Below are 15,003 nucleotides of genomic sequence, written 5' to 3'. Positions count from 1 at the left end.
TGGGGTTAGATAGTTACGCCGTGGCGCCGCAGCCAAGCTTGGATATTCAACGTGCACAGATTCATCTGCCGTTGGCCCGCACGCTATTTTTCAGCGTTGACTCGCGCGGTGCATTGCGTGTGGCTGCCCGGTTGCAGGTACGGCATCAGGATCGGCGCCATGCCCTTGAGCACCTGCACCGGCAGGGCCGACGTAAAGGTGAACTGCTGCGCCGTACGCCCCGGTACGTAGGCGGTGAGGGTGCCGAAGTGTTGCTCGCCCAGGTAGAACACAAAGGTTGCCGTGCGGTTCAGCGATTTGGAACTGATCACCCGCCCACCGGCACCCATGGCCTCGATGCGGTTGTCGCCGGTGCCGGTCTTGCCACCCATGGCCAGGGGTGTGCCGTCGGCCAGCTTGAAACTGCCGGCCACGCGTTTGGCGGTGCCGGCATCCACCACCTGGGACAGTGCACCGCGCAGCGCCTGGGCGACTTCCAGCGCCAGCACGCGTTTTCCCGGTGCGGGGTCATTGACCACACGGGTGTCATAGGGCGTATCGGCGGCAAAATGCAGGCTGTCGATGCGCAGCACTTTGCCGCGCACGCCATCGTTGAGGATGATCCCCATCAACTCGGCCAGGGCCGCCGGACGGTCGCCGGAGCTGCCAATCGCGGTAGCCAGTGACGGCACCAGGTGATCGAAGGGGTAACCCAGCGCCTGCCAGCGCTGGTGGATATCCAGGAAGGCTTCGACCTCCAGCATGGTGCGGATGCGGCTGTCGCGGGCGCTTTGATGACGACTCTTGAACAGCCAACTGTAGACTTCCTGGCGCTCGAAGCGACTGGCCTTGACCGCATCGCTGAACGTGGCGTCCGGGTGATTGAGCAGATAGCCGAGCAACCACAGGTCCAGCGGGTGGACCTTGGCGATATAGCCCTGATCGGGCAGGTCATAGGCGCCGGGCCGGTAGCTTTCGTACAGACGCTGCAAACGCTCGTCGCTGAGTTTTTCGCTGACCAGGTGCGAGCGCACGAAGCGGTTGAACGTCTCCTGGCTGGCTTCGGGCAATAAGTAACGGTGCACGGCGGCCAGGCGGATCGGCGTGGGTCGCACGCTGTCGAGAAAAGTATCCAGCCGGGCCTGGGTGTCCTTCTTCTGGTACTTCTTCCAGAACTTCTGCAAAAACGTGGTGCCTTCGCGGTCGGCAAACTGCGCCAGGTATTCCTGGCGGCGCGGGTCGTTGTCGTCCTTGAGCAATTGCGCGCTGTTGTTGGCGCCGGAGTAGGTGGTGTAGCGCACCACGTCGCGCATCAGGCGGATAAAGGGCAGGTTGATCGACTCGCGCAAGGCGTCACGCAGGGTGGGGTTGCGGCCGTTGTCCTGGCTGCGGAAATTATTGAAGTGATGCAACCCTCCGCCGGTAAAAAAACGTTCGCCAGGGCTGGCCGAGTAGGTGCGGTCCAGCGCCGCATCGAGCATCTTCGCCAGGCCCTTGTCCGGGCTTTGCAGCAGGTAGTCCACGACCCAGCGGCTAAGGTGGTCCTGGGGGTCAAATTGCAGGTTTTTCAGGGTCGCCGGGTTTTGCTCGGCGTATTTCTCATGCAGCTCAGCGATGATTTGCAGGTAGGTGGTGAGCACCCGCAGCTTGGCGGTAGAGCCCAACTCCAGCTTGCTGCCTTCGTTGATATCGAAGGGTTGGTCGGTGTTGTCGGTTTGCACCCGCACCCGCGCACCATCGGCAGTGAGTTCGAACAAGGTGAAGCTGTAGCGCACCTGGGGCGTGCTGGTTGGGGTCAGCAGACGCTCGCCGAGCAGGCCTGTCTGGCGCGCGAACTCTGGGTCGGCCAAGTGCTTGAGGTAAGCGGTGACGTCCTGTTGCAATGGGCCTTGCAAGGTGGACGTCGCCGACAGGTCCAGGCGGTCCAGGTCATAGAGCGGGCGCTGGAGCAGGGTGGCCAAGCGGCTGCGGGCCACGCTGATGCCCTTGTTGGTTTCGATTGGTTGCACGGTCGGTTGCAACTGCCAGTCGCGATAAGTGACCTGCGCCGCCAGTGCGGCCTTGAGCAGGCCGGCATCAATCACGTCGTTCTGCGCCAGCAGCCGCAGGTGGCTGTCGGTTAGCTGCGCCAGTTCGTCCCGCCCCTTGGCCAGGTAATGTGACGGGCGGCGCTGGGCAATGATCAGCGCCAGTACCTGGCGCAGGGCCAAGGCCTTGGGCGCGACGGCCTGGCCATTCAAGGCCTGGTTGACCTGGTTGAAGTCGGCGCCGAACCACACCCGCAACCCCTCGGCCATGCCGTGCACTTCACCGTGGCCGGGCACGGCCGACAGCGGCACGCTGTTGAGGTAGTCACGCACGATGGTTTGCCGTGCCTGCAACGTATCCGGCCCGGCTTGGTAGGCGCGCACGCCAGCAGAAAACATCTGCCGCAGTTTTTCACCGCCCGACAGCGTCAGCCCGTCCGGAGAGTGGCGGTATTTTTCCAACTGGGTGGCCAAGGTGCTGCCGCCGGCGCTCTGGCCGGGCAGGTGCAGCACCTTGGCGATTTGCGACCAGGCCGCCTTGGCAAAACGTGGCCAGTCCACCGCCGGGTTGGCTTGCGGTTGTGCGGGGTCGAGCAGGTCGCGGTTTTCGATAAACAGCAGGCTGGCGACCACCAGCGGCGGGATCGCGGGGAAGCTGGCGTAGAGCTGTTGCGGGTAGGTGTATTGGTACAGCGGTTGCGCGCGGCAGTCGGTGATCGACAGGCCGGCCTGGCTTTTTTCGGCATAGGGCACGAACAGGCCTTTGGCGGTGTAGTCCATCAACGCCGGCGAGAACCGCGCTTGGGCTTCAATCACGTAACCGCGCTTGAGCAGCCGCGCAAGGAAATCATTCAGGTCGCTGTAACCCAGGCGCCGGTCAAACGGCCCGGCGCCGGGATAGACCATGGTGTCGCTGGGGCCGGGTTGCACGCGGTAGGTCAAGTCGTTGGCCAGGCGGCTCAAGTGCTCGGCCTGCAGGCGTGAAGTACGCATTTCCTGGTTGGCGACAACGCCGAGGGCAATCAACGCCATCAGCAGTACCCACCAGATCAGGCGGCGGGTGTAGGGGTGGTTTTTCGCGGGCAACGGCGCCGGTGTCTCACTGCTGCGGTGTTGCGCAGCCTTGTTCGAATCGGTTTGCCACAGTGCGCCCATAGTCGATTGATCCCTTCACGCAGATTGATCGGACTTGGTTGAAGCTTAGTCGCTGAGCGCTGGCCGTGAGGGATTTGTGTTTTGTTTGTCGGAAGTTTCCTTGTGGGAGCGCTGCGGCGTTTTGCCGCTTAGGGTAGGAATGATGCTCCTGTAAAGTTGCTTTATTGCAGACTGTTTCACTAAATTGCACCCGTTTTATAGTGAAAGACCCTGCGCTACGCTTTTTATACTGCACGCCCGCCGAGCTTGTCCGAGGCGGATACTCCAATAACAAGATGAGGTTGTACCTTTATGCCAGTCGGCAACCCACTGCCCCAGGGCGAGACCGCTCAAGGCGGCCCGCTCAAACGTGAACTCGGCGAACGCCACATTCGGCTCATGGCGCTTGGCGCCTGTATCGGTGTCGGCCTGTTCCTGGGTTCTGCCAAGGCCATCGAAATGGCCGGCCCTGCAATCATGCTGTCGTACATCATCGGTGGCCTGGCCATTTTGGTGATCATGCGTGCCCTCGGTGAGATGGCGGTGCACAACCCCGTCGCCGGTTCGTTCAGCCGCTATGCCCAGGATTACCTGGGCCCATTGGCGGGTTTTCTCACCGGCTGGAACTATTGGTTTTTGTGGCTGGTGACCTGCGTCGCGGAGATCACCGCCGTGGCGGTGTACATGGGCGTGTGGTTCCCCGATACGCCACGCTGGATCTGGGCCCTGGCGGCCTTGATCAGCATGGGCTCCATCAACCTGATCGCGGTAAAAGCCTTCGGTGAGTTCGAGTTCTGGTTCGCCCTGATCAAGATCGTCACCATCATTGCGATGGTTATCGGCGGCGTCGGCATCATTGCCTTTGGCTTTGGCAACGACGGCGTGGCGCTGGGCATTTCCAACCTCTGGGCCCACGGCGGTTTTATGCCCAATGGTATCCAGGGCGTGTTGATGTCCCTGCAAATGGTGATGTTCGCCTACCTGGGCGTCGAGATGATCGGCCTTACCGCCGGTGAAGCGAAGAACCCGCAGAAGACCATTCCCAGTGCCATTGGCTCGGTGTTCTGGCGCATCCTGTTGTTCTACGTCGGTGCGTTGTTCGTGATCTTGTCGATCTACCCGTGGAACGAAATCGGCACCCAGGGCAGCCCGTTCGTGATGACGTTCGAACGGCTGGGCATCAAGACTGCCGCCGGTATCATTAACTTCGTGGTGATCACTGCGGCGCTGTCGTCGTGCAACGGCGGCATCTTCAGCACCGGGCGCATGCTCTACAGCCTGGCGCAGAACGGCCAGGCACCGGCGGCCTTTGGCACCACATCGCGTAATGGCGTGCCGCGCAAGGCTTTGCTGCTGTCGATTTTTGCGTTGTTGCTGGGGGTGTTGCTCAATTACCTGGTGCCGGAAAAAGTCTTTGTCTGGGTAACGTCCATCGCCACGTTCGGCGCGATCTGGACCTGGTTGATGATCCTGCTGGCCCAGCTCAAGTTCCGTAAAGGCCTGAGCCCCGCTGAACGGGCAGGGCTCAAGTACCGCATGTGGTTGTACCCGGTCAGTTCGTACCTGGCCCTGGCATTTTTGGTGCTGGTGGTCGGCCTGATGGCTTACTTCCCGGACACCCGCGTGGCGCTGTATGTGGGGCCGGTGTTCCTGGTGCTGCTGACGGTGCTGTTCTATGTGTTCAAGTTGCAGCCGACGAATGCCGGCAGCGTGACCCCGCACTCGGCTTGATCCTCAGCTGACCCGTTGCGCGCCACTGCGGGCCGCACGGGTCAACTGGTCGACCAGACGGTTGAGTTCAGCTTCCTTTTCTTCGTTGATCGATTGGCGCCGCTCCTGATAATCCATGGAGTGAGTGTCTGGCACTTCCTGTTTCAGTACATCTAGCTTGTAGCGGGTCACATCCTCAATGGTGGCGAAGGGTTCCGGGAGGCAGCGTGCGAGGTATTTGATCCAGAAATCTTCCATCAATAATGAGTTCTCGGCGGCGCTGGTGGTTTTTAACGCGGCCATCTTTTGAGTGATTTGGGTCAAGGCCTCCCGGGTGAGATCGTCGCCTGGCGCGTAAAGCCGTTCTTCATGTTGCAATGGCAGTTTGTAGTCCACTCTGAAGTGAAGCCGCAGGTACAGCTTGACTTCCACGTCATCCGGTACCGGGCCACCTGGCCCGCGTTCGATGCGCAGTGCCAGCAGGTGGTCGTCGGCCAACTGATCCAGGCTGCGTAGGTAAAACAAGCCTTCTGCCAGCTCCAACAAATCCCGGTTGGCCTGGTTGGAATTGGGGCGTGCCATGGCTTGGTGCTGCTTGTGCAGGATTTCCATGTTGCTCAAGACCAGAATGGCACCGTCGCCGCACGTGCCGGACTGGTAGGTGTTGAGATAAATGCTCTCGCGCAATTGGTGGGAGCCGGCCATGGCGTGGAGTATGCGCCAGACCCTGGCAATCAGGGGCGGTCGTCGCAAGGGTGTGATGTAGTCGTAGGCCTGGGTCAAATCCCGCAGTACCCGGAACACATCATCCGGGCTTGCACCCTCATGTTTTTGAAGCTGTTCCCAGACGACTTTGCGCTGTGCGTGCTCATGTTTCGGCACGCCTTCCAGCCAGGAGATGAGGTCATCCGGCAGCCGTAGCACGTGCAATGCCCCCGGCATCGCACCACCCAGAAGTGTGCCGGTGCGCCTGTGGTACTCGGTCAGCCGCTGCAAGGTCTCAGCGTCCAAGGGGTTGTCATGCAGGATGGTGCCGCGATTGGCACTGCGCATGGCCGCATTGGTGAACAGCGTTTCGGGCACGCTGGTGATCTGGTTTTCCTGCAACAACAGGCTGTGCAGGCGGGTCAGCTGTTCAGCGCCGATGGGCCATTGGCTGATGCCGGTCTGTTGCAGGTTCAGGTTGCGCAGGTAGTTCATGCCCGTCACGTCCGGCGTCAAGCTCAGTGGGTTGCCATCCAGGTTCAACATTTCCAGGTGGTGCAGGCCGGCCAGTCGCTGGCGTGCGTCTGGGGTAAGGACGATGTCGTTGTCACTCAGGTCGAGAAATTCCAGGTGCGCCATGTCGGTGACGCTGATGGGAAGATGAGTGAGCATGCAGTCGAGCCGCAGTGATTTGACGCCGATGAATTTGCCAAGGAAGGCATTGCCGGTGGCGGGAAAGGCGTTGCCGGAAATTTTCAGGTACTCAATGTGCGCAAAGCCCTGGGTGCCCAGCATGAAGTCGACGTCGGGCAGGCTATTGGCGTCCAGTTGCAGTACCAGAGCGTGGGGATGGAATAAACCGCCGGCGATGTTCTGTTGCGTCTCCCGTCGCCAGGCTTGCAGTATTTGCTGCACGGCAAAACGGCGGCAGGCCAGGTTCAGCCCCGTCGGGTCATCGGCGTCATGAGGCTGCTCGGTAGTCGCCCAATGCTCCAGGCCGTATTCCAGCGTCTGGTATTCGGCCTTGCGTCGTTCCAGTTCCAATAGCGCTGCCGGGTCGTTCATGTTCAGGGAGGCGAGCAAATCATTGGCATCGGCGCGGCTCATTCTCGGGTACAACGCCTGCACCTTGCTCACCAGGTCCACTGGCTGAGTATTGCTGGCAGGCCACAGGTTACGCAGGCTGAAAGGGTAGGCGGCGAACGAGCTGTTAACCCGCGTCGGTGGTTGCAGCCAGTATGGAATGTGCGGCAAACCGAGCAAGTCCTTGATGGCAATCCGTTGGTTCAGCGCCAGTTCGGCGATGGTTTGGCGCAGGGCGCCGAGGTCGCCGCTGTCATCCAGGCCCAAGGCTGTGCGCTGGCTGTCGCTGAGCACATTGTAGATAGCGGTGAGCAAGTCACTGACGGCACCGATCGGTTCACCTTCGGCATCGTACGCCTGATAACGCTCATCGACTCGTGCGAGGATTTTTCGTGTTTTCCCGCTCAGGTGCCCGGCGCTTTCAAGCAACGGGCCGCTGGCGCTGCCCTGGTGGATATCCAGGCGCACATCGGCGGGCCAGCCGGGGACCGACCTGAGCACATGCAGAACGATCTTTTCGCTGTCAGGGTTGGCCAGAGTCGTCAGGTACAAGCCTTCGTACGCCCGGTTCAGACGCACGTCATCGGCGGTCAGCCGGGCTTGTTCGGACAAACGCAACGGCACCTGGTTGTGGTCACGCAGCTGCTTGAGTTCGTTGGGGGTGGCATGGTGAAGCAGGGCATCGATCACACTCGCGGGCAGTTGCGGGTAGTGCGTGCGTAAACGTGTATGCAGGCCATTGCTGCTGCGCTCGCTCTGGGCATAGAGAGTGTCGAATAATTGGGTGCGTTCACGGTAGGCGTGTTCGGCGATGCTTTTGGCCAACTTGAATAGCCGCTCTTCTAGAGTATCGGGTAGCTCGTCTAGCAGCGCGCGGGTCAGCGCGTCGTTGCGCACCAATTCGATCAGCGGTTCCGCGCTGCGGCTTTGCGCCTGGGTCAGGCGGATCTTCTCGGCGGCGCCGGCATTGGCCGCCGGGTAATGCGCCAGCACCTGGCCGTCATCGTCAAGCACTTGCAGGACGTGGCTTGGCGGCCATTTGGGCAGGCCGGTCACCAGCAGCAGTTGCAGGGAGGGGCGTGCGGTATGTTTGGCCGAATAGGTGGTCATGGCGTTGATGAAGTGCAGGATGTGCTTCTCGATGCCAAACCGTTTGCTGCTGTCTTGTAACAACGGCGGCGGGGGCAGGCCGGCGCAGTGCACCTCACGCAGCGCGCGTGCGGGCGTGTCGGTGAGCTGGAGGATGCGAGTAGCGGTCGCCTGGTCAACATTGAAATGCTTCACGCCCAGGCGCGAGAACAACAGATGGTCGTCCCAGCTCAGCGGGCTTTCACTTTCCAGGCGCCAGGCGCCCTGGCGATTGTGTTCAAGGTGCGGTGAGTCGACTCCGATTTTGCCAGGGTGTTTGAGGCGCCACTTGAGCCGTTGCTTGTCGAACGTCACCGGGTAATACGCGCTGCCAAGCGCGACCAACTGGTCGCCATTCCAGTCGTACAGGCCTTCGGGGTTGGGTTGCACATCCGTTGGCAGTACCACGTGCTTCTGGTATTGCACCAGCGAGTCGCCAAATAGACTGACCAGCCCGTCGGGGCTGCGGCGTTCGCTCATCAGGTCGCCCAGGTTTTCGCGCAGGCCTTGGGCATCGCTGGCTGACTTCATGCCCAGCAACGTGCGTTCGTGGGGCTGCAACACCGAGCCGATGGCCAGGTAAAAACTATCGATCACCGGTGATACCGGAATGGTCCCGGCGTTGCGCATGTCGTAGGCTTCGTAGCGGCCGTCACCGTAATGAATCAGTTCCACGGTGGTGTCGTCCGGGCCGGTGTTCTGGTAGCGATCTTGAGCCGTGCCGCTGGCCATTTCGGTGACCACTAACTGACGTTTGCAGCGTTCGAGCAGCACGCTTGCGGCGAATTCCCGGGCCCACAGGTCGGTGTCCGCATTGAACGCGCGTGGGTGATACAGGCCGTCGATTACTGCGTCGATGCGTAATGCGGTGCGGTGCAGCTCCAGGTGTTCGCGGACGCGGTCGGGCAATGTGCCGTCCTTGAGGAAGGTGTTTTTCTGGGCGCTGTCCAGGGGCGTGTGTTCCAGCAACTGCTGAAGGTTGGCGGGGCTCAGCGGCGCGAATCGCTCGTGCAGTTTCGTCAGCAATGGCGTGAGGTCTACACCGGTTCCGGCGGCCATGATCGGCACGAACCGGCGCGCTGCATCACCCGCCGGCACTTGATGCCGCGCCTGGCCGGCATAGCGAGTCATAGCGCTGAACAGGGCAATGCGGTGCGTTCCCGCCAGCGCACTGATTTGCAGGCGCAGGCGGGCAATGCGTTGGCGCTCGGTCAGGTGCTTGCTGCCTTCCTTGCCCAGGGTGGAGGTGTGGGGTTGCTGGGCAATGATCAGCTCGAACAACGATTCCTGGCTGGCAACTGTGGTGTCGGCGGCGTCCAGGGCAATGTAGGTGCCGTCGTCCTTGCGCTTGAGGTTGATTGCCAGCGTGGCGTTTTCCTGGGCCGCGTAGCTTTCTATCCGGTTTTTTTGCTGGTCGTGCACATGGATAACCGCTTCGCTCGGCCAGGTGGGCAATTGCGTCAACAGGCTGAGGATCGCGCTGCCGGCATGGGCCGGCATATCACCGTGACGATGGAAACCGCCGGTCAATTGGTCGATGACACGATCGATCTGCACCCGCCTGATCGCTTCGATCAGGTTGACCGGGGACGGCTCTCCCGCCCAGATCTTGTCCAGGGTGGCGCGTGGAACGGCGGTACTGCGCAATAGGTTGCGTACCTGCGCAGGCGCGATCGTTGCCGCCCCGTTGGGCAGCATTTGTTCGATCAACTGGCTGTCCGACAGTTGGCTGACGCCGTGCAGGTCAAGCACCCAGGCTTGCAGCTTGGGCTCGAACACGATGGGCGCTGCGTAGCCGTTGCCGTTGGGGCGTTTGAGCACAAAGCCCATGGTTTTCGGATCGGCGGTGACCTCAGCCACAAGGCGTTGATCGCCTTGCTGTACCTGCACATAGTGCTTGCCGTTGAGGAGGTAGAGGCCTTGGGCATTCGGTATCTGGCCTCTGAGCACTCGTTGGTTTGACACGGCATAGGGGCTGATGTCGGGTTTCCACAGCGCGTGGGTGCCGTCGCTGTGGGTGATTTTGCGGGGGTTACCCATGCGACTCAGCAGGCCCTCGATGCGTTGGCGATGCACCCGCCCGGCGGTGGATATCAACAGGCCGTTGACCGCCAGGTCAGCCACATCCGCCAAGGCGGCCGCGAAATCACTCGCCTCGCCCTTGGCCGCTTGGTCGATACCGATGATCAGGCTGTAGCCCAGGTTGCCGAACACCACCAGTTGCATGACGCGGTTCAAGCCGGTGACACCACCCGGTACAGGGGTCATCAGCAGATTCATAAGCTCCCTGGCAAGCGCGGCCGTACCGTCGATCACACCCTGCAAATCGCGCTCCGAACGTTGGCTCGCCAGCAGGCCGAGATTGGTTTGGTAATGGTGCACGTGGCGCAACGAGAGGGCTTGCACCAGGCCCTGGGCGCGACCATGTTTGGGGTCGGCGACGAACCGTATATCGTCCAGGGTGCGCTCTGGAAACAGGGTGTGAAACGAGTCATAGAGAAAGCCCGCCACCAGGCTCAGCCCCTCTGGACGGGGTTCAGTGGTCAACAGCTCTTTGAACAGATTGACTTCGGTGACCGGTAATTGTCGCGAGAACCAGCCCAGGTCGCCGTCGCGATGGCCGCTTTTGAGTTCCGCGTGAAAGTGCGCACTGGCCGCCTTGGTATCGAGGTGGAAACGCATGGCCCCGCTGGGGCGAAACGGGAAATAGGAGACAACGCCCAGGCTGGCGGTATGAATCAGCAGCAGTGGTACCGGGATGCGATTACCGGCAATAGGCACAAACGCGACGATGGGTATCAGGGTCTTGTCCAGGTCCATGCTTAATGTGTCGATGGACAGTGCGCCGGGGCGGCCTTCGATGGTGTCGAGTATCGATTCATACATCGTCAGGGTCACGCCGGTGTTGGCGCGGTTGCGATAGGCTTCCAGTGCGTCAAAGCGTAATTGAGTGCGCGTGCACGCTTGGATCATGCTGTGCAATTTGCCTTCCGGCCCCAGGGATTTGGCCAGGCTGGCCTGCAGCTTGCCGCCCAGGTCCAGTTCGCGGCAGATGGAAATGAACTGGCTGACGGTCAGCTGTTTTTCCTCCACGCCTCTGAGGTAGGAAGCATCGACGAAGCTGTGCCCCGAGACTTGACGAACGCTGGTGCCGAAGTCGAAGTTCAGGCAGGCGGCTTCCCATAACGTCAGGCTGGAGTGGTGTGAACGGTATTTCCATTCGTCCAGCGTCCGGCGATGCCGTGGCGTGGTGAGCAGGCTTTTGACGTCGCTGCTTCGCGGTTCCCAGGGCAGTGGTGGTTCGACTTTTTCCAGGTAGCGTGTATGCAGGGTGATGGCGTTGGGGTCGAGGCCGCCGAGTTTGTCGCGCAGTTGGCGCAGGCCATCGGACTTGAACTGGGCGATCAGCCTGGCGTTTTCGTCCTCCACCGCGTTGAGGGCGGCGAGCGCTTCGCGTTGCAGCTTGACGTAATCACGCTGCTGCGCGGACGTCAGGCTGTTCATCGACTGGGCGAAGATTTCGCGCAGCAGTTCCAGGGCCAGTTGTTGGCCCCAGGATTCGCTGGATTGTAGATGGCCGGAGAGGCCGTTGATGAGGGGAGAGGTGGGCATGGGCTGCTTCCTTTTCACTGAGATACGTGGAAAGAAATGGAAGCATCCGCCCGCCCGGTGCAGGCGCTACCTATATAGGGCGGGGCTGGCTCAGGCGCTTGTTCAGCTCCAGCCAGGCACCGAGTGCGGCCATCAACAGCACCCCCACCACGGCGGTCAGCAACTGCATGGCCAACGCATCCCCGGCCATGGCGTTGAGCATGTCCGCCAACGGTGCAAGCACGACCCCCAAGCAGAAGATTTCCAGCGAGTAGCGGCCCATGCGGCATACCTGTGCGGCCACCGCATTGTGTGTCCAGCTGGCGCCGGGCAGCAGTTTCGCGGTGACATAGGCCAGGGCAAGGAAGTGCAGCAGGCGCACCGGCGACAGATCGGTTTTGCTGATGGGGTAGATCAGGTCGCTGATCACTGCCGGCATCACCGCGTCGTGAAGATGCGGCCAACGCCAGGACAAAGTCAGAACCCCGGCCACCAGCACATACACCGCCGCTGCGACAAACACTGGCTGGCGCGCCAAGGGTGTAATGCCGATGGGTTTGGGCCGCTGGCTGCGGATGGCGGCCATACCGCCCAGCACAAACAGAAATTGCCAGGTCACTGGGTTGAAATACCAAACGCCATCCTCGATGGCCCGCAGGTTCCAGCCCATCCATGGCGCCAACAGGTACACCGTCGCCGACACCGCCACCACTGCCCACGGCGCGCGCAGCATTAGTGGCAACACCAGCGGCAGGCTGGCCAGTAATACGATGTACAACGGCAAAGGGTCCATCAGGTTGGGCTTGAAGCGCAGCAGCAACTCATCCAGCAAGGCTTGCTGCGGGTGGGTGATGAAGTGGGTCATGCCCATCTCTTGCACCAGATCGCGGGTCTCCACATGGCTGTTGGCGAAAAACACGATGCCCATCAGCATCGCCAGCAAGAAGATGTGCACCACATAGAGCACCCAGGTGCGCCGCAAAATCTTCAGGCAGGCCATCCAGTAGCCTTCGCGCTGCAGGACCTTGCCGTAGGCCATCACCGAGGCGAAGCCGGCGAGGAACACGAAGACTTCCGCCGCATCGCTGAAACCGATGTTGCGCAGGGTAATCTGGCCGAGAGGGTTGTGGGGGACGTGATCCCAGAAAATGAAGATCAACGCCAGGCCCCGAAAAAAATCGATGCGCGGGTCGCGTCCGTTCAGCATGGCAGCGGGCTCTTGTACAGAATGTTGAGTAGTGACGGGCAGGCGCGAGGGCGCCTCACGTCGGGCGGGCGCAGGTTGGCGGTATTTGTAAGCAATTGCAAAGGTTGGGTATTACTGAATGTCTCTAGACATCAATGATCACCAGGGTGCCTTGGCTACCGGCGAGAACCCCATGGGCAATGCCGGCTTCCACGAGGTACATCTGGCCGGCCTCCACGCGGATGGCTTGATCGGCGATGCTCAACAGCAGATGGCCGCTGATCACCAGCAGCCCTTCGGTGTAATCGTGGGTCTCTTCCTCATAGGCCTGCGCATCCATGCGCAGCACCTTGATCTGTGCCGGGCCGACCTGGCCCAGGCGCGTGGATTTCCAGGTGTCGGGCAGTTGTGCGGCAATGGCAGTGAAGTCCAGCAACGGCATGTGAATCTCCTTGTTTCAACAATGCCGTCGGTGGTCCGGTTCAGCGGGGGAAAGGTGGTTGGCTCAGAACGCATCCATCAGCAGCACTCGGCACGGCTTGGCTTGATACGCGTTGATCTGCGGCACCAGGCGGGTGAAGTGTTCGGTCTGGCAATGGGTGTCGAGGGCGGCCTGGTCGGGCCATAGCTCGATGAAGATAAAGTGCCCGGGGTCTTTTTGATCAATGAACAGATCGTAGGCAATGCACAGCGGTTCCTGGCGGGTTTTTTCCACCAGTTCGGCGTACCACGCGCGTACCGTTTCGACGTGTTCGGGCTTGATGAAATCTTCGGCGATGACCTTCAACACAGTGCGGCTCCTTAAGCGGCAACAACTTCATGGGGTTCAAAACTGTCGGCCCGCGCCATCTGCCACATGCGCGAATAGAACTCGCCATTCACCTCGCCGGTCAGCAGTTCGCCGGGCTTGAGGAACACATGCAGTTGCGAGAACAGCTTGATCTCGGTCGCCGACATACGCCGCACCAAGTGCTTGGCCGACAATTGCGACGGGTGATCAAGGCCGGCAGCGGCGAGCATTTCCGCGAGGGCCTTGAGGGTGTTGCGGTGGAAGTTGAACACCCGCTGGGCCTTGTCCGGCACCACCAGCGCGCGCTGGCGCAGTGGGTCTTGGGTGGCGACGCCCGTCGGGCATTTGTTGGTGTGGCAGCTTTGCGACTGAATGCAGCCGATGGCAAACATAAAGCCGCGTGCCGAGTTGGCCCAGTCGGCGCCGATGGCCAAGACGCTGGCAATGTCGAACGCGCTGACAATCTTGCCGCTGGCACCGAGCTTGATCTTGTCGCGCAGGTTCAGGCCCACCAGGGTGTTGTGCACAAACAGCAGGCCTTCACGCAGCGGCACACCGATATGGTCGGTGAACTCCACCGGTGCAGCGCCGGTGCCGCCTTCCTTGCCGTCGACCACGATAAAGTCGGGGAGGATGCCGGTTTCGAGCATGGCCTTGGCGATGCCCATGAATTCCCACGGGTGGCCCAGGCAGAACTTGAAGCCCACCGGTTTGCCACCGGACAGTTCGCGCAGTTGAGCGATGAACTGCATCAGCTCGATCGGCGTGGAGAACGCGCTGTGGCGTGACGGCGAGATGCAGTCTTCACCCATCAGGATGCCGCGGGTCTCGGCGATTTCCTCGGTGACCTTGTGCTTGGGCAGAATCCCACCATGGCCGGGCTTGGCGCCCTGGCTCATCTTGATTTCGATCATGCGCACTTGCGGGTTCTGCGCCTGCACGGCGAAGCGTTCCGGGTCGAAACGACCGTCGCTGGTGCGGCAGCCGAAGTAGCCGCTGCCCAGCTCCCAGGTCAGGTCGCCGCCGTTTTCGCGGTGATAGGGGCTGATGCTGCCTTCACCGGTGTCGTGGGCAAAGTTGCCAAGCTTGGCGCCCTGGTTGAGCGCGCGGATCGCGTTGGCGCTCAGCGAGCCAAAACTCATCGCCGAGATATTGAACACCGACGCCGAATACGGCTGCTTGCACTGCGGGCCGCCGACGATCACGCGAAACGCGCTGGGATCGCTCAACGGCGCTGGGCGCATGGAGTGGCCGATAAACTCGAAGCCCGACTGGTACACGTCGATCAGAGTGCCGAAGGGTTTGTCGGCGGATTCGTTCTTGGCGCGCGAATACACCAGCGAGCGCTGGGCGCGGGAGAAGGGCAGGGCGTCGCTGTCGGACTCCAGCAGATACTGGCGGATTTCCGGGCGGATGGCTTCCACCAGGTAACGGATATTGCCCAGGATCGGGTAGTTGCGGCGCACCGCGTGGGGGCTTTGCAGCAGGTCGAAAATGCCGATCAGGCTGAGAATGCCGGTGACCACGGTGATCGGCCACAGCCACTCATGCTGGATAAACGGAAGGCTGGCGAGGGTGAAAATGACGCACACGGCAAAGAAGGCGTAACGGCTTAGCAAAGACAGGCTCATACGGTTTCCTTGGGTTCGGACTCTTGAGGTCGATCCGCC

The 15,003-nt window shown here is 61.2% G+C and carries 7 protein-coding genes; 1 reads left to right on the top strand and 6 read right to left on the bottom strand.

What is annotated here, in order from left to right:
• Positions 1 to 83 precede the first annotated feature (83 nt).
• Positions 84 to 3,161 carry a transglycosylase domain-containing protein gene (locus tag J1G37_RS01365; RefSeq protein WP_207039916.1) on the bottom strand — a complete coding sequence of 1,026 codons (3,078 nt, stop codon included), beginning with the start codon at positions 3,159 to 3,161 and terminating at the stop codon, positions 84 to 86.
• 291 nt (positions 3,162 to 3,452) lie between these two features.
• Between J1G37_RS01365 and J1G37_RS01360 the strand changes: the two genes are divergently transcribed.
• Complete coding sequence (locus tag J1G37_RS01360; protein WP_207039915.1) at positions 3,453 to 4,871, top strand: amino acid permease; 1,419 nt, start codon at positions 3,453 to 3,455, stop codon at positions 4,869 to 4,871.
• 3 nt (positions 4,872 to 4,874) lie between these two features.
• Here J1G37_RS01360 and J1G37_RS01355 read toward each other — a convergent pair whose 3' ends face one another.
• The 5 genes from J1G37_RS01355 to J1G37_RS01335 all read right to left on the bottom strand — a co-directional run bounded on the left by J1G37_RS01355 (position 4,875) and on the right by J1G37_RS01335 (position 14,964).
• Positions 4,875 to 11,378 (bottom strand): NEL-type E3 ubiquitin ligase domain-containing protein, encoded by a 6,504-nt coding sequence (locus J1G37_RS01355; protein ID WP_207039914.1) that lies wholly within the window; start codon positions 11,376 to 11,378, stop codon positions 4,875 to 4,877.
• 70 nt (positions 11,379 to 11,448) lie between these two features.
• On the bottom strand, positions 11,449 to 12,564 hold the full coding sequence (locus J1G37_RS01350; RefSeq protein WP_207039913.1) for an OpgC domain-containing protein: 1,116 nt from the start codon (positions 12,562 to 12,564) through the stop codon (positions 11,449 to 11,451).
• A 124-nt stretch (positions 12,565 to 12,688) separates the two neighbouring features.
• On the bottom strand, positions 12,689 to 12,985 hold the full coding sequence (locus J1G37_RS01345; protein WP_207039912.1) for a cupin domain-containing protein: 297 nt from the start codon (positions 12,983 to 12,985) through the stop codon (positions 12,689 to 12,691).
• 63 nt (positions 12,986 to 13,048) lie between these two features.
• A complete protein-coding gene (locus J1G37_RS01340; protein WP_207039911.1) occupies positions 13,049 to 13,333 on the bottom strand; it encodes a putative quinol monooxygenase in 285 nt (94 codons plus the stop codon).
• A gap of 11 nt (positions 13,334 to 13,344) precedes the next feature.
• Positions 13,345 to 14,964 carry an FMN-binding glutamate synthase family protein gene (locus J1G37_RS01335; RefSeq protein ID WP_207039910.1) on the bottom strand — a complete coding sequence of 540 codons (1,620 nt, stop codon included), beginning with the start codon at positions 14,962 to 14,964 and terminating at the stop codon, positions 13,345 to 13,347.
• Positions 14,965 to 15,003 lie beyond the last annotated feature (39 nt).

This window comes from Pseudomonas sp. Marseille-Q1929 (assembly GCF_017316265.1).
Classification (GTDB): domain Bacteria; phylum Pseudomonadota; class Gammaproteobacteria; order Pseudomonadales; family Pseudomonadaceae; genus Aquipseudomonas.
This window is presented reverse-complemented; position numbering and strand designations above follow the sequence as displayed.

Excerpts from the sequence above, each read along its gene's own strand:
- J1G37_RS01355 (WP_207039914.1), bottom strand. The coding sequence starts at position 11,378 with ATGCCCACCTCTCCCCTCATCAACGGCCTCTCCGGCCATCTACAATCC.
- J1G37_RS01345 (WP_207039912.1), bottom strand. The coding sequence starts at position 12,985 with ATGCCGTTGCTGGACTTCACTGCCATTGCCGCACAACTGCCCGACACC.
- J1G37_RS01335 (WP_207039910.1), bottom strand. The coding sequence starts at position 14,964 with ATGAGCCTGTCTTTGCTAAGCCGTTACGCCTTCTTTGCCGTGTGCGTC.
- J1G37_RS01350 (WP_207039913.1), bottom strand. The coding sequence starts at position 12,564 with ATGCTGAACGGACGCGACCCGCGCATCGATTTTTTTCGGGGCCTGGCG.
- J1G37_RS01360 (WP_207039915.1), top strand. The coding sequence starts at position 3,453 with ATGCCAGTCGGCAACCCACTGCCCCAGGGCGAGACCGCTCAAGGCGGC.
- J1G37_RS01365 (WP_207039916.1), bottom strand. The coding sequence starts at position 3,161 with ATGGGCGCACTGTGGCAAACCGATTCGAACAAGGCTGCGCAACACCGC.